Raw genomic sequence first — 19,056 nt, forward strand, 5'->3', positions numbered from 1 at the left:
AATCTTCACTTAGATTAATTAAAGCCCACATCTAAAATCAAGTTCTAAATTCACCTAATTTTGCATTTAGCTGATCTGTCATTTTATTTAGATGTTCTGCAGCCCCAGCTATTTCTTCAACACTTCTTGCATTTTCTTTAGAGATTAAATTTATCTCTTCTATATCTTTTACTATAGTATTTATGCTTTTGCCTGTATCTATATAATCATCAACTGTAGCATCTGAAATCTTTATAGCATTACCTATAACCTTATTCATATCCTTTATAGTCTCTTCAACTTCTGAGGCTACATTTGTAAGGTTATTTATCTCTTTTGCATTGATATTCATCTGTTCGCTTGAATCATTTATTGATTGAACTATAATGTTTATAGTGGCATTTATCTCAACTAAGCTTGATTGAGTTTTTTCCGCTAAGTTTCTAACTTCATCAGCAACAACAGCAAATCCTCTACCATGTTCTCCTGCACGTGCAGCTTCTATTGCAGCATTCAATGCAAGTAGGTTTGTTTGATCTGCTATCTCGTTTATAACATCTAAAACCTCTTTTACTTGATCTGCTTCTTTTGCAAGTTGATTTATTTTATTAGCCATTTCGCTTTCTGTTTGAGCACTAGTAGATATTTTGGCATTTAAATTTATCATAGCTTTATTTGCTTCATTTACATAAGTAATTGCTTCTTGAAGATTTTTCTTACCTGTTTTTGCTTCTTCTATAGAATCTTTCATGTTTGAGTTTATATCACTGCAGTTGCTACTTACTTTTGAAACTATAGCTGTTGAATCTTCAACTCTTTTTCCTGTTTGAAGTGAAGATGAGCTAAGTTCGTTTGCGATTGATGAATTTTCGCTTGAGAGGTTTTTGGCGTCACTTATAAGTTTTCTAACTTTTTCTATAAACGTATTTATAGCTTTGCTTGCCATAGCTATCTCATCTTTTCCGCTATCATCTAATTTTACGGTAAGATCCCCATCTCCGCTTGATAGATTTTGTGCTCTATGTATTAACTTATTAAGAGGCGTTATTATAGAAATTTTTGCATATATTAAAGCAGCAATTATAGAAATAATAATTATAACTATTGCTATGCTTATAAATGTTTTGGCACTTGAATTGTTATTTTCTTCTAATAAATTTAAAAATTTTTCTATATTTTGTTTTGTCGCTGTAATTGGTGCTCTAGCCATTATTATCCACTGAGCATCTGCTATGGAAATTTTCATTCCAGACTGCATATATTCTTGCCCATCGATAGTTATTTTAACATAGAAATTTCTATTTTCAATATTACTAAAAATTTCTTGATTAAATTTAACTCCATTATCATCAGTGTTTTCAATCATATTTTTACCGATTAAATCTGGGTGATTTGGATTTACGATAGTTGTTCCTTTTGCATCTAATACTATAAAAGTTCCATTTTTATTAACACCGTATCTAGCACTACTGATATATGCTAAAATATCTTGTTTGGTTTCTTCTATAGGCTCCTCAGCTTCTATGTAAACTTCAGCTATGGATTCCGCAATTGTTTTTACAGAATCTAGCTGTTGCATTATACCAGCTTGTTTTTCTTGAGCAATGGAATTTCTTACTTGTTGTTCTGTAAATTTTATGATTTTATTATCCACGCTTATTTTTTCAAAAATAAGTGCTGCAAATAAAAACAATAATGATGAGATTATAGCTATAGCTATTTTTAAAGATATTTTCATCTTTAACTCCTCTACTCTTTTTAATTTAATAATTTTTAATTTAAAAGTAATTATAACAAATATTTCTAAAATAAATATTTGTTATAAAATATTTATTTTATATAAATACTAAATTTGTTAAAATGCAAAAACGCATCAGGGGAGCTTAAAGCTGAGAAATAAACCCTAAATACCTGAATATGGATAATACCAGCGTAGGGAGAATGCTTCACTTCTTTTGGTGCTTAAAATTTAAGGATATACAAATGCTTAGTATAAACGGGATTTTAAGTAGCGAGTTTATAAATTTTAGCATTGAAAAAATGCTAAAACAAAAAAATTACGACATAAAACATATCGCAGTAGAGCTAAACGGCGAAATACTTCCAAAAAGCAAATTTCAAACTACTATCTTAAAAGATGGTGATAAAGTAGAAATTGTAAGTTTTGTTAGAGGCGGATGATGGATAATTTAAATGAGTTTTTAAAAGATAAAGATAAATTTTATTATGAAATTTCAAAAAGAAATTCGCCAAATTCTATAAATTTGCTTAAAAATGCCAGAATTGGCATAGCTGGAGCTGGTGGAATTGGTTCAAATTTAGCCCTTAATTTAGCTAGAGTTGGAGTTGGAAACATTCATATTATAGATTTTGATAGCGTAGAACTTGTAAATTTAAATAGACAAAATTTCTGTCTAAAAGATGTTGGAAAACTAAAAGTTGAGGCTTTAAAAGAGCATATTTTAGCCATAAATCCTTTCATAAATGTTGTTTGCCAAAACATAAAAATCACTTCATCAAATGCTAGTGAAATTTTTAGAAATGATGAGATAGTGTGTGAGGCGTTTGATGATGAAAATGCAAAATCTATGCTTGTTGATGAAATTTTATCAAATTATGATGATAAATTTGTGGTTGCAAGTTCGGGTTTGGCAGGATACAAGATAAGAGATGAATTTGGCGTAAAAAGTTTTGGAAATAGACTTTTTGTTTGTGGGGATTTTAGCGATGATGATATATATGAATATGGTGTAATGTCGCCCAAGGTTTGTATGTGTGCGGCACTTTGTGCGAATGTAGTTTTAAATTTGATATTAAAAGGTAAGTTATGAAAGATATTTTAAAACTTGGAAATAAGGAATTTAGCTCAAGATTTATTTTAGGAAGCGGTAAATTTAGCTTAGAGCTTATAAAAAGTGCTATAAATGACGCCGGGGCGGAGATTGTAACACTTGCATTAAGAAGGGCAAATGAAGGTGGAGTAGCAAATATACTGGATTTCATTCCTAAAAATGTAAAGATTTTGCCAAATACAAGCGGTGCAAGAACTGCAGATGAAGCAGTTAGGATAGCTAGGCTTTCAAGGGAAATTGGATGTGGAGAGTTTATAAAGATAGAAGTTATTAGAGATAGTAAATATTTGCTTCCTGATAACTATGAGACTATAAAAGCTACTGAAAAACTAGCAAATGAAGGTTTTGTACCACTTGCTTATATGTATCCTGATTTAAATGTTGCAAGAGATTTAGTAAATGCTGGGGCTGGTGCGATTATGCCGCTTGGTTCGCCAATTGGTTCAAATCGCGGACTTTTGACAAAAGAATTTATAGAAATTTTAATAGATGAGATCGATACGCCAATTATAGTCGATGCTGGTATTGGCTCTCCTGCTCAAGCTTGTGAAGTTATGCAAATGGGAGCTGACGCAGTGATGATAAATACTGCAATCGCAACAGCTGGCGATATAAATAAAATGGCAAAAGCATTTAAATTTGCCATAGAAGCTGGAAGAATGGCGTATCTTTCTGGGCTTGGTAGAGTTAGAAAAACTGCCGATGCAAGTTCTCCTTTAACTGGATTTTTGGAGTAAAAATGAGAAGTAATCATATGCAATATCTTCAAGGAATGGAACAAATTAGCCATGAGATTATGGATAAAGTTTTAAAAGCAAGAGATGAGTTTAATTGCGATAATGTAGATTTAAATGATGTTAGAAATGTTTTACAAAAAGATAAAATCAATGATAAAGATTTACAAATTTTACTAAGCGAAATTGCACTTGAATGCCTTGAAGAGATAGCTAAAAAAGCTCAAGCTGTAACAAGGGCAAATTTTGGTAACTCGATTCAGTTTTTTACGCCACTTTATGTTTCGAATTACTGCGATAATCACTGTGTATATTGTGGTTTTGGTTGTAATAACGACATAAAAAGGCTTCATCTTGATGAAAAATCCATAGAAGAAGAGTTAAGAAATATAGTAAAAACAAAACTTAATGAAATTTTGCTTTTAACTGGAGAAAGTGAGAATTATTCAAGCGTTGAATACATAGCAAAAACTGCAAAACTTGCTAAGAAATATTTCTCAACCGTTGGAGTTGAAGTTTATCCGATGAATAGTGCTGATTATAAAATTTTACATGAAAATGGTGTTGATTTTGTAACTATTTTTAATGAAACTTATAGCACAATAAAATATGAAAAAATTCATCTTGCTGGAAACAAAAGAGTTTTTCCTTATAGATTTAACTCTCAAGAAAGAGCATTAATGGGCGGTATGAGAGGCGTTGGATTTGGTGCACTTTTAGGACTTGATGATTATAAAAAAGATGCTTTTTCAACAGCTCTTCACGCTAGCTTGATACAAAAAAAATACCCACATGCAAATATTGCTATATCTGTTCCACGCCTTCGCCCAACAGGCTCAAATCACCGCATAAATCCGCACGATGTAGATGAAAAAAGACTTCTTCAAATAATCTGTGCTTATAGACTTTTTTTACCTTTTGCTTCAATTACCATTTCGACTAGAGAAAATGCTAAATTTAGAAACGGAGCAATGCAAATAGCGGCAAATAAAGTTTCAGCCGGAGTAAGCGTTGGCATAGGAACGCATAGCAATAATGATAAAAATAGTGAAAATGTAGGCGATGAGCAATTTGAAATTTCTGATAATAGAAGTGTCAAAGAGGTTTATGATGATGTTATAAAACTTGGTTTGCAACCTGTATTTAAGGACTATGATTATATTTCATGAGTTTAAAAATAGTTTTTGTTACAAAATCGACTTTGAGTAAAAAAAGCATAATTGATATTTTAAAAAGTGGCGTTATAAATAGAATTAACGCCATTATTTTACGAGAAAATGAGCTGTATTATGAAAAATACGGCGATGAGATATTAGATATCTGTGGGCAAAATAAAGTAGAATTTATAACGCATAATTTTGCAAATTATGCCATTACAAAGGGCTTAAAAAGCATACATTTTAGTTTTGAATGTTTTAAAAATATAGATAAAAATTTACTGTTAAATTTTAACGATATAAATGTTAGCATACACAATAAAGAGCAGTTAAATTTTGCTATCAAAAATGGAGCTTCATCTCTTACTTATGGAAATATTTTTGAAACAAATTCCCATCCTGGTAAAATAGGTGTTGGTTTAGAAAAATTAAAAAATTTAACTAATCTTACAAATTTAGATATTTATGCAATTGGCGGTATAAATTTGCAAAATATATCAAAATTTAAAGATATAAAAATAAAAGGTGTTTGTATGATGAGAGAGTTTATGAATTAATAAGTTCTTTGAAATTTAATACTATTTATGATAAAATATAGCAATTTTTAATTAGGTAGAAATACAATGAATGATACTATATATACTAAAATAAAAGCACTTCCGCCTCTTAGCGATACTGTTGTGAAAATTCAAGCAGTTTGTAATGACGCTAATAGTTCAATGGCTGATCTTTCTCAAGTTGTAAAAAATGACCCTATGCTTACTGCAAATATTTTGCGTTCAGCAAACTCGCCACTTTATGGATTTAGCAGAGAGATAAATGATGTTAGTCGTGCTATTTCGCTTTTTGGTATGGCTACTATTAAAGGTTTTGCACTATCTAGTGCTGTTAGAAAGAGTTTTAATATAAATTTATCGCCATACAATATGGGTGAGGAAAAATTTCTTATCATATCTTCTATGCAAAATGCTCTTATGCTGGCTTGGTATAAAAAAGTAGATAATAGTATGTTAGATATACTTTCTCCTGCTTCGTTTTTAATGGAGATAGGAAAAATAGTTTTGGCAAATGAGCTTATAGAACAAGATCTTGGCGATAAATTTAAAGATGCTATAAAAAATATAAAGTCCATAGAAGATTTGTCAAAATTAGAAGAAGAATTTTTTGATACAACAAACGAAGCTGTAACTGCTAGTATATTTGAGCAGTGGAATTTAGAAAAAGAGCTTGTTGATGTTATTTTTCATTCAAATAATCCTATGAATGCACCGGTTTATATAAAGGATTATTGTGTTGCAGTTCAGATAGTAAAAAGTGCTGTTAATGTCTTTTATCAACTAGAAGATGAATATATGGAAAAATACACACTTCCTATGCTTAAAAAAGCTAGTTTAGATAAAGAAGTATTTTTACAAGCTGCACAAAAAGTAAAAGAGAAGTGAAAAGTTTTTTAAAAAAACTACTTAGCGGCGTTAAAGAAAGTGAAGTTTCCCTAGCTCATAGGGAAATTTTAAGAAATTTAGAAAATTTAAATGTTGTAACTCTACACAAAAACAGATACTATCAAAATAATGGTTTTGTTATAGGAAGACTAGATATTTCTAGTAACCAAACCGGATATATAAAAACTTATGATGAAAAAATAAAAAAAGATATAATAGTAGAATCTAGGGATTTAAACGGAGCTCATATTGGCGATATAGTAGTAGCTAAGCTTATGAAAGGCAAGAAACTAAAAGCCAAAGTTTCTATGATTTTAAAAGCAAAAATCAAAACAAGCGTTGTGTATACAAAATCTTTTGGTGGAACAATACTTGGTGTAAATATAGCAACTATGCTCTCATCGCAGCTTAAGGCTTCTCAAAAATCACTCAAAGAATTGCCGCTTGGAACACTTTTAAAGATAGATAACATCACAAACGAGATTGTTGATGTTATAGGAAATATAAACGATCCAAGTTGTGATATGGACATATCTTTGGCACTTTATAATAAACACAAAGATTTCCCAGATATCTGCCAAACACAAGCTCTTAGCTGGGGCAATAAAGTTGATAAAAATTTTTATCAAGACAGAGTGGATCTTACTCATTTGCCATTTTGCACTATAGATCCAATTGATGCAAAAGATTTTGATGATGCAATATATTTTGATAAAATAAATAATCAAATTTACATAGCAATTGCCGATGTAAGTCATTATGTTGAGCCTTATACCCCAATAGACAAAGAGGCAAAAGAACGCGGTTTTTCCATATATTTTCCACATATTGCTATTCCGATGTTACCAAGAAGTTTAAGTGAAAATATCTGTTCTCTTAAGCCAAATGAGGATAGACTTGCGTATTGTTTTAAAATAACTTTAGATGAAAATTTAAATGCTAAAAAAGAAGAACTTTTTGAAGCTATTATAAATTCAAAAAGGCGTTATAATTATGATGAAGTTGATGAAATTTTAGAAAGTAAAAAAGCAAAAGAAAGTGAGATTTCATCGTGGCTTTTGCCACTTTTTGAAGTTACTAAAAAATTAAAAGAAAATAGATTAAAAAATGGATTTGATTTTAGAAGTAAAGATCTTAGAATGATTTTAGATGATAATTTTGCTTTAAAATCAACTCCTTTTGAAAACGAAACTCCATCACACTCACTTATAGAAGATTGTATGCTGCTTGCAAACAAGGCTGCTGCAAAAAGGATTAAAAAAGGAATTTTTAGAAATCACGGAGTTGCTGATATCAAAAAAATACACAAATTATTGGATGATTTAAGTATTTTTGGGCTTAATTTTAGTTATGAAAGCGATTTAGTTAAATTAATTGCAAAAATTCAAGCCAAAAGCAGTGAAATGGGAATAAGAGAAGAGGTTGATAAGCTTATCATAAAAGCACAAAAAAGGGCAGAGTATTCACATGAATGTTACGGGCATTTTGGTTTAGGATTTAAAGAATATTCTCATTTTACAAGTCCGATAAGAAGATATACAGATCTAATTTTGCACCGCCTTTTAAAAGCAAACGCAAACAATGATCATAAAAAATTTAACTACCTTCTTTTAAATATAGAAGATACATGTTTAGCTTTAAATGAACTTGAAAGAGAAGCCGATAAAGTAGCATTTGATTTTATGGATAGGAAATTTGCAAGATGGGCTAAGGATAAGATAGGCGAGGTTTTTAAATGTTATATAAGCTCAAATGATAAAATTTGCGTTGCAAAACTTGATGATGAGATAAAAGGTGCGAGAATTTATATAAATAATTATAGTTGCGATTTGTTACAAAAAGTTATGGTAAAAATCACTGAAGTTGATATAGCATCAACAAAAATTATCGGTAAAGTAGTTGAAAAATTAAATGTATAAAAAAGAATTCGAAACTCTCTTAAACTCTTCAAAATTTCCAAACTATTTTTTAGTTTTTGGTAGCGATGATTATCAAATAGATGAGTATAGTGCAGAGATTTTAGAATTATATGGCAAAGATGAAAGTACGCAAATTTACTATGACGAATATGATTTTAATGTGGCAAAATCTGTTCTTTTAGAGCCAAATTTATTTAGTTCAAATTCTGTTTTGCATATAAAAAGAGATAGCAAAATACCAAAAAAAGAGCTTGAAGTTTTGGTAAATGCTTGCAAAAAAAATAGTGATTGTAAATTTTTATTTGAGTTTTATGAGGGCGATATGAAAATCGCACTTGAAAGCACAAAGGTTTTTGGTCAAAATTTTGTTAGATTTTTTGCACCTAGCAACCCAAATGAAGCTGTGTCTTTGCTTGCAAAAAAAGCCCAAAAACTTCATCTTGATATAACAACTTCGGCACTTTATCAAATTTATAGTATCCATAATGAAAATTTATATCTTAGTGCAACAGAGCTAAATAAATTATCAAATTTAGGAAAAAAGATAGACGAACAGATGGTTAAGGATTTAGTTTTTGGTTTAAGTCCTGTAAGTTTTGATGAAATTTTTAATAAATTAATAGAGTTAAAAGATTTTAAAGATGACTTTTTTTTATGCTTTGAGAGTGCAAATTTTAATGAAATATCGTTTTTAAATTCTATTTATCTTTCTCTTTTTAGACTTTTTAAAATACATTCTTATGTAAAAAGCAATGGAACTTTTGATATAAAAGCTGCTATTGGTTACGCACCCCCTCCGAATATAGCTAAATTTTTACAAACACAGGCTTTAAAATTAAGCTTAAATACATTCAAAGAACTTTTTATGTTTTTAAATGGTGTAGAATTCGAACTAAAAACTGATTCAAATTTAGAAAAAAAATATTTTCTTTTATCTTCTTTGATTAAGTTTCAAGAGATAATTTATATAAACAGCAAAAATTAAGTAAATTTAGTATATAATAATAGCTTGTCTAAATAGACAAAAATCCCTTGCCCACAACAAAAAAGTTGTGAGCTATAATATCCACAAGGAGAAAAAATGAGACATTATGAGGTTTTGTTCATCTTAAAGCCTACGCTTACAGAAGATGAAGCAAAAGCAAAGCTTGACTTCGTAAAAGAAGTTATAACAAAAAATGGTGGCGAAATCGCTTCAGTAATCGAAATGGGAACAAGAAAACTTGCTTATACCATAAAAAAATATGATCGTGGCAATTATTTTGTAATCTATTTTAAAGCACCAGCTAATCTAATAGCCGAACTTGTAAGAAATCTTAGAATAACTGAAGAAATTATAAGATTTTTAACAGTTAAATATGAAAATAAATTAGAAATTTCTGCATGGGAAAAGTTAAGTAAAGGTATCAAATTTAGCGAAATTGCTAAAAAAGAGAGATCTCAAAAAGAACCAAGAACCCCAAAAGAACCAAAAGAAAACCAGGAACAAGAACCAAAAGAAGAAAATTAAGGATAAGTTATGTTTAACAAAGTAGTTTTGGTAGGTAATTTAACTAGAGATATAGAACTTCGCTACTCTACTAGCGGTTCTGCGATAGGCAATAGTGCCATTGCAGTAACTAGAAAATATAGCACTCAAGGTGGTGAGAAAAGAGAAGAAACATGCTTTGTTGATATATCTTTTTTCGGAAGAACTGCAGAAATTGCCAATCAATATCTATCTAAAGGTTCTAAACTACTTGTTGAAGGTAGACTTAAATTCGATCAGTGGACGGATAATAACGGACAAAATAGAAGTAAGCATAGCATAGTAGTAGAAAATATGGAGATGCTAGGCGGTGGAAATAACAACCAGCAAGGTGGTGGATATTCTCAAAATTATGGTAACCAAAATTATCAAAATGGTGGTTATTCGCAAAATTATAACAATCAAAATAGACAAAGTCAAAATAGCTATTCACAAGGTTTTTCTCAAACAACTAATAGGGCTCAGTCTAAACCTCAAGATAATTATTACGATGATTTTGAAGAAAAAATCCAAGAAATCGATGTCGATTCTGATAAATTTGACAGCGGCGATGATGAAATACCATTTTAATCAAGGAAAATACAATGGCAGAAAAAAGAAAATATTCTAAAAAATATTGCAAATATACAGAAGCAAAAATTGAGTTTATCGATTATAAAGATACAGCATTATTAAAATATTGCCTTTCAGAGCGTTTTAAAATTATGCCAAGACGCTTAACAGGTACATCTAAAAGATATCAAGAGATGGTTGAAAAGGCTATAAAAAGAGCTAGACAAGCAGCTATCATACCTTATATAGTTGATAGGGATGATGTAGTTGCAAATCCTTTTGAAGGTCTTTAATACCATTGTTAGCTCTTTATATAAAGAGCTAACTCATCTGACAAAAGATAATTTTTATTATAAAAAATTTCGTTTTTTAACTCAAGTTTTTGGTTTTCAACTAAAAATTCTGCGTTTTTAACCTCTTTTTCATTTAATATACTTTTATTTACACCCACAATACTTCGCAAACCTAGAAATATTTTTTCAAATTTTATATCTTCGGGTGATAAATTTTCTACTATTTTTTTTGTTGGATTTTGTATGTATTCATTTATATTTTTTTGATTAAAATATCTTTTAGTATCTATGCATCCTACCGAAAATGCACCAAGCCCAATATAATTTTTTAATTTCCAGTATCCAAGATTGTGTTTGCAAATATTGCCAAAATTTGATATTTCGTATTGTTTGAAACCTAAATTTGTAATTCCTTCTATAAAAAATTTAGCCAAATTTTCATCATCTTTTGCATAATCTATCTTTTTATAAAAAGGTGTATTTTCTTCTAGTGTTAAAGAATATGCACTAACATGCGTTATATTTAATTTTTTTAAATTTTCAAGCTCTACGCAAAGTGAATTTTTATTATCTTCTTTGCTGCCATACATTAAGTCTATATTTATATTTTCAAAACCTGCTTTATTCGCATTGTTTATGGCATTAAATATATCTTTTGAGCTATGAATTCGCCCTAAAAATTTAAGTTTTTTTTCTATAAAACTTTGAGCTCCAAAACTTACTCTGTTTACCCCATAGCTTTTCATATCTTCTAGCCAATTAAATGTAGCTGAGTTTGGGTTTGCTTCAACTGTTATTTCGGCACTTGTATCTAAATATTTTTCAACTATTTTAAAAAGTTTTTCATAATGCTTACTATTAACCACGCTTGGTGTCCCGCCACCTATAAAAATAGTTTGTATTTTTATATCTTTTAAGCTAGTTATAGTGTGTTCAAATTCTCTTTTTATAGCATCAAAATACGCTTTTATTGTATCGTTGTTATAAGAAACGCTTGAGCCGAAAGAACAATAAGGGCATTTTTTTTCACAAAACGGAATATGTATATAAAGTAGCAAATTATTTTCCAAAAGTTTATTTTTATTATAACCAAATAACTAAAATTTAATCTATTTTTCGCTAAAATTTAATCAAATTGATAAAACAAGTTGGAGTTATGGCAGAAAAAAAGTATAGACCAAATGTTGCTGCGGTGATTCTTTCTCCATCTTATCCTTTTAAGTGTAATATTTTCATAGCAAAAAGAAATGATATGGAAAATATTTGGCAGTTTCCACAAGGTGGAATCGATGATGGCGAGAGCGCTAAAACAGCTCTTTTTAGGGAATTAAAAGAAGAAATTGGTACAAATAATATAGAGATAATTGGAGAATATCCAGATTGGCTTAGTTATGACTTTCCAGGACATGTCTGTGCAAAGATGTATCCCTTTGATGGTCAAACTCAAAAGTACTTTTTGGTTCGTTTAAGATCTCTACAAAATATAAATACAAATACTAAACATCCAGAATTTGTAGATCATAAATTTGTGCCTGTAGATAAAATTTTTGATTATATAAAACACTTTAAAAGACCGATTTATGGTAAAGTGATACAGTATTTTAAAAAGGAAGGATTCATTTAATGTTAATTGTTCAAAAATATGGTGGAACAAGCATGGGAACGCTTGAGCGTATAGATGAAGTTGCCAAAAGAGTCATAAAATACAAAAACGAAGGACACTCTTTAGTTATTGTTGTTTCAGCTATGAGTGGTGTTACAAATAAACTTATTGAGTATGCTGAATTTTTTACAAAAAGACCTCAAGGCAGAGAAATGGATCAGCTTTTAAGTGCAGGAGAGAGAGTTACAAGTGCATTACTTAGCATAGCTCTTGTATCAAAGGGGTATGAAGCCATAACGCTTAGTGGAAGGCAGGCTGGAATTTTAACTGATAATCTTCACACTAAGGCAAGAATTCATTCTATAGATACAAGGAGAATGAAAAATGAACTTGATGCTGGAAAGATAGTGGTAGTAGCAGGTTTTCAAGGAGTTAATGAAAATGGAGATGTAACTACTCTTGGTCGCGGTGGAAGTGATCTTAGTGCCGTTGCTATAGCTGGTGCAATGGATGCTGACTTGTGTGAAATTTATACAGATGTAGATGGTGTTTATACAACAGATCCAAGGATTGAACCAAAAGCTAAAAAACTAGATAAAATAAGTTATGATGAGATGCTAGAGCTTGCAAGTCTTGGTGCAAAAGTTTTACAAAATAGATCAGTTGAACTTGCAAAAAAATTAAATGTAAATTTGGTAACTAGAAATAGTTTTAATGAAAATGAAGGAACACTTATAACAGGAGAGAATAATATGGAGGCAGTATTAGTTAGCGGTATAGCACTTGATAAAAATCAAGCTAGAGTAACAATAAGAGGAGTTGTTGATAAACCTGGAATTGCGGCTGAAATTTTTTCTGCTTTGGCAAAAAAAGATATCAATGTTGATATGATAATTCAAAATGTCGGTGTTGATGGAACTGCAAATATAGGCTTTACTATCCCACAAAATGAACTTGAGTTGGCAAAAGAAGTTATGAGTCAAACTGCACCTGCAAGTAAAATAGTATGCAATAGCGAAATAGTAAAAGTTTCTATAGTTGGTGTTGGTATGAAAAGTCATAGCGGGGTGGCTGCATTAGCCTTTAGCACACTTGCCAAAGAAGGCATAAATATACAAATGATTTCTACAAGCGAGATAAAAGTATCTATGATAGTTCACGAAAAATATGGTGAATTAGCTGTTAGAGCTTTGCATGATGCTTATAAACTGGATAAATAATATATGATGGATTTTTTTAAATGGACTTTGCAAGCCATAAGAGCTGAGGGTTCCATGAGTTGGATGGAAGAAAGAAGAGAAGAGTGGTCTCCTCTTCTTTCTTCAAGACTTAAGTTTTTACTTGATGGTAGAGTTTTTTTGTTAATTTGCGATGAGCAAAGAGAGTGGTTTTTGAGTTATTTTTTAACAAATATAAATAGGCGTTCAATTAGTGCATCACCTAGACCGCTTTTACCATTTTTTTCGCTAAAGTCAATTTATCCAAATTTAGATGATATTAGCTCAAAAGATGAAATGGCATTACTTGATGATCTTTTAGAGATAACTTTTCCAAACGGATTTATATATTTTTACATAGGAAGTAGTTCAAATAAAAGAGCTCAAGTTGCTAAAGGTCGTGATGATAGTTATATGTGGTTACTTGATGAACAATCTCAAAATGGTTTTTCTTTAAACTCAAAAGATGAAAATATAGATAGTAAATTTTTATCTCTTTATAGTCTTTTTGATAAGAGTGTAGAGGCGGCAGTTACTGCAAAGGTAAGTTTTTAAATGCAAAGCGAGATCATAATAAGCAATGATTTTGAAAGTATAAAAAATGAAATTTTAGCAAATTATGATATAAATGATATTAGATTTTTTGAAGTTGATGAATTTTTAGTAGAGGACGCAAGAGATATCATAAAAGAAAGCTATATAGCCGAAGTTAGCGAAAAGCTCATTGTCATAATGGCGAAAAGCTATAGAATTGAGGCTCAAAATGCACTTTTAAAAATTTTAGAAGAGCCACCTAAGAATATATTTTTTTGCATTGTAACAACTTCTAAAAGTTTGCTTCTTCCTACGATCAAATCTCGCCTTGTTATAAAAAATAGATTGAAAAAAATTCAAAGAAGTGAGATAGGTTTAAATTTAAAAAAACTTGAGTTAAAAGAAATTGTAGAATTTATAGATGAAAAATCAGCTTTACAAAGATCAGATAAACTCGATAAAAACGAACTTTTAAAGCTTTTTGATGATATTTTATATGCAGCATTTATACAGGGTATAAATTTTTCTGCAAATGAACTTGAATACTTTTATAAGTTATCCACACTAATCACATTAAATGCAAAACCACATACTATTTTAACCCCACTTTTGCTAATGATATATAAAAAATAAAGGATATATTATGGAAATTTATAAAATAGACAATAATACAAATTTTGAAGAAATTTGTAAAATAATAAAGCCATATAAAATCGGTATCCAAAAGATGAAAAAAAAGGCAAATTTAAATTTGTTTTTGATTAAAAATATTAAAGCCCCAGCTGCAAATATCTTAAAACAAGACGCACTGAGTATAGGTGCTGAGCTTGTGTGTAATCACACGACAATACTAGGAAATGGACTTAGTACAGCTTTACTTATAGCAAATGATAAACAGATAGAAGAGTTGGTAAAAAAAGAAGCTATCCAAGACTTTGAACTTAAAAAATTATCAGTTTTTTTAAAATATAAATTTATAAAGCCAACCAAACCAGATATAATGGGAGTTGTAAATATAAACAAAGATAGCTTTAATGAAGCTAGTAGAGTAAGCAGTGAAACATCTATTGCTAGAATAGAGCAATTTATAAACGATGGTGCTACTTATATCGATATAGGCGGTGTTAGCTCAAGACCTGGAAGTGAGTATTGTGGCTCTAAAGAAGAGTTTGCAAGGATAGAAAAAACTATAAAAGATATTTATAGATTAAAATTATATGAAAAGGCTAAATTTAGTTTAGATAGCTTTGATCCTTATTGTTTGGAGTTTTGCTTAGATCACGGATTTAAAATGATAAACGACATAACTGGAGATACGACTTTATGCAAACTTGCGGCGAAGTATGATGTAGAGTATTGTTTGATGCATATGCAAGGAAATCCTAAAAATATGCAAGAAGATCCAAAATATGATGATTTGATGAACGATATGGATAAATTTTTTGAAAATAAGATAGAAGAATGTTTAAATTATGGTGCTAAAAAACTTGTTTTAGATGTTGGTATTGGATTTGGAAAAAGTGCTAGTGATAATATGCTTCTTATAAAGCATTTAGAGCATTTTTTACATTTTGGATATCCACTTTTTGTAGGAGCGAGCAGAAAAAGTGTGATAAATTATTATTCTAAAAGTGAAATTAAAGATAGACTTTCAGGAAGTTTGTATTTGCATTTAAAAGCGTTTGAAAACGGAGCAACTATCATAAGAACACATGATGTTAAAGAGCATGTTCAAATGTTTAAAATGCATAAAGTTATGAATGAATTATCTTTGTGGTAAATAAAATGGATAAAAATCAATACAAAAATGCTGTAGAAACGCTAAATTTATGGGCAAAAGCTTATTATACATTAGATAATCCAATCGCAACAGATGATGAGTATGATAAGCTGTACCATGAAGTGCTTGAGTATGAAAACGCTCATGAAGATGAGATTTTAGCTTATTCTCCTACATTAAGAGTAGGTGGAGCTATAAGTGAAAAGTTTGAAAAATCAGCCCACATAGCACCAATGTGGTCAATGGAAGATATTTTTAATAATGACGAGCTTATTGCTTGGATAAATAGGGGTTTGAAATTTAACAACGATTTTTATGTTGAGCCTAAATTTGATGGTGCTAGTTTAAATTTATTATATGAAGATGGAATTTTGGTTAAGGCTACAACAAGAGGCGATGGCTTGATTGGAGAAAATGTAACTTTAAATGCAAAAACTATAACTTCAATTCCGCTTAAAATTGACTATAAAGAAAGCATAGAAATACGCGGAGAAGTTGTTATAAAAAAGAGTGATTTTGATCTTATAAATGATGAAAGAGCAAAAAATTCACAGCCTTTATTTTCAAATCCAAGAAATGCAGCCGCAGGAAGCTTAAGACAGCTTGATAGTAAAGTAACTGCCAGTAGAAAACTTATGTTTTTGCCTTGGGGTGTTGGGAATAATTCATTAAAATTTCAAAAGCATAGTGAGATTATGGCATTTATACGCTCTCTTGGTTTCGTGCAAGATGATTTTTTAAAAGTATGTAAAAATGCAGATGAGATACAAGACGCTTATAATAATCTTGTTTTAAATAGAGATAAAAAGCCTATCATGATGGATGGTATGGTTATAAGAGTTGATGATTTGCAAAAATGCACAGAGCTTGGATATACTGTTAAGTTTCCAAAATTTATGGTTGCTTATAAATTCCCAGCCATAGAAAAAGTTACCAAGCTTTTAGATGTTACTTTGCAAGTTGGAAGAAGCGGTGTTATAACTCCTGTTGGGGTTTTAGAGCCTGTGAATATAGATGGGGCAAATGTAAAATCTGCAACTCTTCATAACTTTGATGAGATTGAGCGTTTAGGGCTTATGAAGAATGATTTTGTAAATATTATAAGAAGTGGCGATGTGATACCAAAAATTACAAATGTTTTTAAAGACAGGAGAGATGGTTCGCAAAGTAAAATTTATAGACCTGAGTTTTGTCCTGTGTGCTCTTCAAAACTGCTTGATGAGGGTGTGTTTATCAAATGTCAAAATATTGATTGTAGGGCTAGAGTTATAAATTCTATTATATATTTTGCATCTAAAACTTGTATGGATATAGATGGTCTTGGAGATGCTATAGTTGAACTTCTTGTAAATAGTGGTAAAATCAACTCTATTTCAGATATCTACACACTTAAAGATGAGGATTTTAGGGATTTAGATGGATTTAAAGATAAAAAGATAACAAATCTTTTAAATGCGATAGAAGATAGCAAAACAAGAGAACTTGAACGTTTTATAACTTCTCTTGGGATAGAACATATTGGCATTGTAGCTGCTAAAAAGATAGCCAAGACATATTCTAATGATTGGTTAAATTTGAGTTATAATGATCTGCTTAGTTTAGATGGTTTTGGCGAAATAATGGCAAAGAGTTATATTCAGTTTATATCTATAAACAGACAAAAAATAGAAAATTTACTCAGTTTTATAACTCCAATTACAAAAGAGCAGGGCATTATAAATAATGCATTTACTGGAAAAACTATAGTTATAACTGGAACTTTAAGTAAACCTAGAGATGATTTTAAAAGAGAACTTGAAAGTTTTGGTGCAAAAGTTACAAACTCAGTTTCTAAAAAAACTGATTATGTTTTATATGGAGATGAAGCTGGAAGTAAGTTTGATAAAGCAGTTAATCTTGGCCTAAAAACGATAAATGAAGACGAATACGAGAAACTTTGTGAGATTTGATCAATTTGTCGCAAATAAGCTAAGTATCAGTAGAAATAAAGCGTTAAATTTAATAAAAGAAGATAAAGTTTTTTTAGATGGTAAATTATCAAATTCTCCAAGTGCTAATGTAATTAGCGGGGAAATATCACTAAATGAACAAATTTTTGTATCAAGAGGAGCTTTAAAATTAAAGCCATTTTTAAAAGAACTTAATTTAAATTTTAATTCTATGAATGCGCTTGATGTAGGAAGTTCAACTGGTGGGTTTGTAGAAATTTTGCTTCAAAATGGTGTAAAAAGCGTAACTGCTCTTGATGTGGGTACAATGCAGCTTGATAAAAATTTAAGAAATGATAGCAGAGTTGTAGTTATGGAAAACACAGACATTAGGGATTTTAAAAGCGAGGTTAAATTTGATATCACAACTTGCGACGTGTCTTTTATATCGCTTAAAAATATAATGCAAAATTTAAAAAATTTAACAGAAGGTATCATAATAACGCTTTTTAAACCGCAATTTGAAGTGGGAATTTTTGCAAAAAGAAATAAAAAAGGCGTTGTAACGGATCAAAAAGCTATAATATTTGCTAGAAGAGATTTTGAGTTATTTTGTATAAATTTAGGACTTGAAATTATTTTAACAAAAGAGTGCAATATAAGTGGAAAAAACGGAAATAAAGAGTATTTTTATGCATTTAGACAAATTTGATATAGATTCTATTGCGATTGGAACTTTTGATGGAATTCATAAAGGTCATAAAGAACTTTTAAAAAAACTTACCAAAAAAGGCGCTTTGCTTGTTATACAGATGTATAAGAAGTGTTTAACTCCTGGTGCAAAAAGATCACAATACTCTAAATTCCCATGCTTTTATTATGATTTTGAGCTAATAAAAAATATGAGCGGGGATGAGTTTATAAACGCACTTTGCAATGATTTTGTAAATTTAAAAACAATAGTCGTAGGCTGTGATTTTAGATTTGGTAAAAATAGAGCTTGTGATACGATTGATTTAAAAAATTTTTTTAGTGGAGAAACTATAGTTGTTGATGAATTTAAAATAGATGGAATCGGTGTTCATAGCTCAAATATAAAAAAATTTTTAAAAGATGGAAAAATTTATGAAGCAAATAAATTTTTAGGTAGAGAGTATTGTATTGAGGGTAATGTTATAAAAGGTCAAGGCATTGGCAAAAAAGAAATTTATCCTACTTTAAATTTATATATAAAAGATTATATCTTACCAAAAGATGGTGTTTATGCCTCAAGAGTAAGAATAAATAAAAAATATTATGATTGTGTAACTTTTATAGGCAATAGAGTTTCTAGTGATAATAATTTTGCAGTAGAAACGCACATTATAGATGAAAATATTGATGAAAAAGTAGATTTTGTCGAGCTATATTTTGTAGATTATATAAGAGGTAACGCTAAATTTAGCTCTTTTTGTGAATTAAAAAAACAGATAAGTATAGATATACAAAAAGCTAAAATAATGCTTGAAAATTTCAGACAATACTAAATTAAACAAAGA

21 protein-coding genes and 1 riboswitch are annotated in these 19,056 nt (G+C 29.9%); of the genes, 19 read left to right on the top strand and 2 right to left on the bottom strand.

All coding sequences use genetic code 11. From position 1 onward, the window contains the following. Positions 1-37: 37 nt before the first annotated feature. Positions 38-1,717: a methyl-accepting chemotaxis protein gene (locus CSPT_RS02130; protein ID WP_089182090.1), complete on the bottom strand. Its 1,680-nt coding sequence runs from the start codon at positions 1,715-1,717 to the stop codon at positions 38-40. 127 nt (positions 1,718-1,844) lie between these two features. Beyond that, positions 1,845-1,936: riboswitch (TPP riboswitch) on the top strand. 26 nt (positions 1,937-1,962) lie between these two features. Between CSPT_RS02130 and thiS the strand changes: the two genes are divergently transcribed. The 11 genes from thiS to rpsR all read left to right on the top strand — a co-directional run bounded on the left by thiS (position 1,963) and on the right by rpsR (position 10,456). Next, complete coding sequence (thiS, locus tag CSPT_RS02135; protein WP_089182091.1) at positions 1,963-2,160, top strand: sulfur carrier protein ThiS; 198 nt, start codon at positions 1,963-1,965, stop codon at positions 2,158-2,160. Next, complete coding sequence (gene thiF / locus CSPT_RS02140) at positions 2,160-2,810, top strand: sulfur carrier protein ThiS adenylyltransferase ThiF (protein WP_161492207.1); 651 nt, start codon at positions 2,160-2,162, stop codon at positions 2,808-2,810. The genes thiS and thiF overlap by 1 nt, the downstream gene beginning before the upstream one ends. Further along, positions 2,807-3,568 (top strand): thiazole synthase, encoded by a 762-nt coding sequence (locus CSPT_RS02145; RefSeq protein WP_089182093.1) that lies wholly within the window; start codon positions 2,807-2,809, stop codon positions 3,566-3,568. The genes thiF and CSPT_RS02145 overlap by 4 nt, the downstream gene beginning before the upstream one ends. Positions 3,569-3,570: 2 nt before the next feature. After that, on the top strand, positions 3,571-4,734 hold the full coding sequence (gene thiH, locus CSPT_RS02150) for a 2-iminoacetate synthase ThiH (RefSeq protein ID WP_089182094.1): 1,164 nt from the start codon (positions 3,571-3,573) through the stop codon (positions 4,732-4,734). Beyond that, the gene (locus CSPT_RS02155; RefSeq protein ID WP_089182095.1) at positions 4,731-5,279 is read left to right on the top strand and encodes a thiamine phosphate synthase; all 549 of its coding nucleotides are present in this window, start codon (positions 4,731-4,733) and stop codon (positions 5,277-5,279) included. Before thiH ends, CSPT_RS02155 begins: the two co-directional genes overlap by 4 nt. Before the next feature lie 66 nt (positions 5,280-5,345). Next, positions 5,346-6,164, top strand: a complete 819-nt coding sequence (locus CSPT_RS02160; RefSeq protein WP_089182096.1) for an HDOD domain-containing protein — start codon at positions 5,346-5,348, stop codon at positions 6,162-6,164. Further along, on the top strand, positions 6,161-8,083 hold the full coding sequence (locus tag CSPT_RS02165) for an RNB domain-containing ribonuclease (protein ID WP_089182097.1): 1,923 nt from the start codon (positions 6,161-6,163) through the stop codon (positions 8,081-8,083). The genes CSPT_RS02160 and CSPT_RS02165 overlap by 4 nt, the downstream gene beginning before the upstream one ends. Beyond that, positions 8,076-9,068, top strand: a complete 993-nt coding sequence (gene holA, locus CSPT_RS02170) for a DNA polymerase III subunit delta (RefSeq protein ID WP_089182098.1) — start codon at positions 8,076-8,078, stop codon at positions 9,066-9,068. The genes CSPT_RS02165 and holA overlap by 8 nt, the downstream gene beginning before the upstream one ends. Positions 9,069-9,164: 96 nt before the next feature. Next, on the top strand, positions 9,165-9,593 hold the full coding sequence (rpsF, locus tag CSPT_RS02175) for a 30S ribosomal protein S6 (protein ID WP_089182099.1): 429 nt from the start codon (positions 9,165-9,167) through the stop codon (positions 9,591-9,593). Positions 9,594-9,602: 9 nt separating this feature from the next. Next, a complete protein-coding gene (locus CSPT_RS02180) occupies positions 9,603-10,181 on the top strand; it encodes a single-stranded DNA-binding protein (protein ID WP_089182100.1) in 579 nt (192 codons plus the stop codon). Positions 10,182-10,195: 14 nt separating this feature from the next. After that, positions 10,196-10,456, top strand: coding sequence for a 30S ribosomal protein S18 (gene rpsR, locus CSPT_RS02185; RefSeq protein WP_089182101.1), 261 nt, complete (start codon positions 10,196-10,198; stop codon positions 10,454-10,456). Between the two features lie 8 nt (positions 10,457-10,464). Here the strand turns inward: rpsR and hemW are convergent, their stop codons facing one another. Continuing rightward, the gene (hemW, locus tag CSPT_RS02190; protein ID WP_089182102.1) at positions 10,465-11,514 is read right to left on the bottom strand and encodes a radical SAM family heme chaperone HemW; all 1,050 of its coding nucleotides are present in this window, start codon (positions 11,512-11,514) and stop codon (positions 10,465-10,467) included. A gap of 98 nt (positions 11,515-11,612) precedes the next feature. On the opposite strand from hemW, the gene CSPT_RS02195 reads away from it, so the two are divergent. The 8 genes from CSPT_RS02195 to CSPT_RS02230 are packed head-to-tail and all read left to right on the top strand — an operon-like array spanning position 11,613 to position 19,044. Beyond that, positions 11,613-12,080, top strand: a complete 468-nt coding sequence (locus tag CSPT_RS02195) for an RNA pyrophosphohydrolase (RefSeq protein ID WP_089182103.1) — start codon at positions 11,613-11,615, stop codon at positions 12,078-12,080. Further along, a complete protein-coding gene (locus CSPT_RS02200; RefSeq protein WP_089182104.1) occupies positions 12,080-13,279 on the top strand; it encodes an aspartate kinase in 1,200 nt (399 codons plus the stop codon). Before CSPT_RS02195 ends, CSPT_RS02200 begins: the two co-directional genes overlap by 1 nt. A gap of 3 nt (positions 13,280-13,282) precedes the next feature. Continuing rightward, on the top strand, positions 13,283-13,831 hold the full coding sequence (locus CSPT_RS02205; RefSeq protein WP_089182105.1) for a HobA family DNA replication regulator: 549 nt from the start codon (positions 13,283-13,285) through the stop codon (positions 13,829-13,831). Next, positions 13,832-14,443: a DNA polymerase III subunit delta' gene (locus tag CSPT_RS02210; RefSeq protein WP_089182106.1), complete on the top strand. Its 612-nt coding sequence runs from the start codon at positions 13,832-13,834 to the stop codon at positions 14,441-14,443. Positions 14,444-14,453: 10 nt separating this feature from the next. Then, positions 14,454-15,590, top strand: a complete 1,137-nt coding sequence (folP, locus tag CSPT_RS02215) for a dihydropteroate synthase (RefSeq protein WP_089182107.1) — start codon at positions 14,454-14,456, stop codon at positions 15,588-15,590. Between the two features lie 5 nt (positions 15,591-15,595). After that, positions 15,596-17,539, top strand: coding sequence for an NAD-dependent DNA ligase LigA (gene ligA / locus CSPT_RS02220; RefSeq protein WP_089182108.1), 1,944 nt, complete (start codon positions 15,596-15,598; stop codon positions 17,537-17,539). Continuing rightward, complete coding sequence (gene tlyA, locus CSPT_RS02225) at positions 17,529-18,230, top strand: 23S rRNA (cytidine-2'-O)-methyltransferase TlyA (protein WP_089182109.1); 702 nt, start codon at positions 17,529-17,531, stop codon at positions 18,228-18,230. The genes ligA and tlyA overlap by 11 nt, the downstream gene beginning before the upstream one ends. Next, a complete protein-coding gene (locus CSPT_RS02230; RefSeq protein ID WP_089182110.1) occupies positions 18,211-19,044 on the top strand; it encodes a bifunctional riboflavin kinase/FAD synthetase in 834 nt (277 codons plus the stop codon). Before tlyA ends, CSPT_RS02230 begins: the two co-directional genes overlap by 20 nt. The last annotated feature ends 12 nt before the right edge of the window (positions 19,045-19,056 follow it).

This window comes from Campylobacter sputorum subsp. sputorum, assembly GCF_008245005.1.
GTDB lineage: Bacteria > Campylobacterota > Campylobacteria > Campylobacterales > Campylobacteraceae > Campylobacter_F > Campylobacter_F sputorum.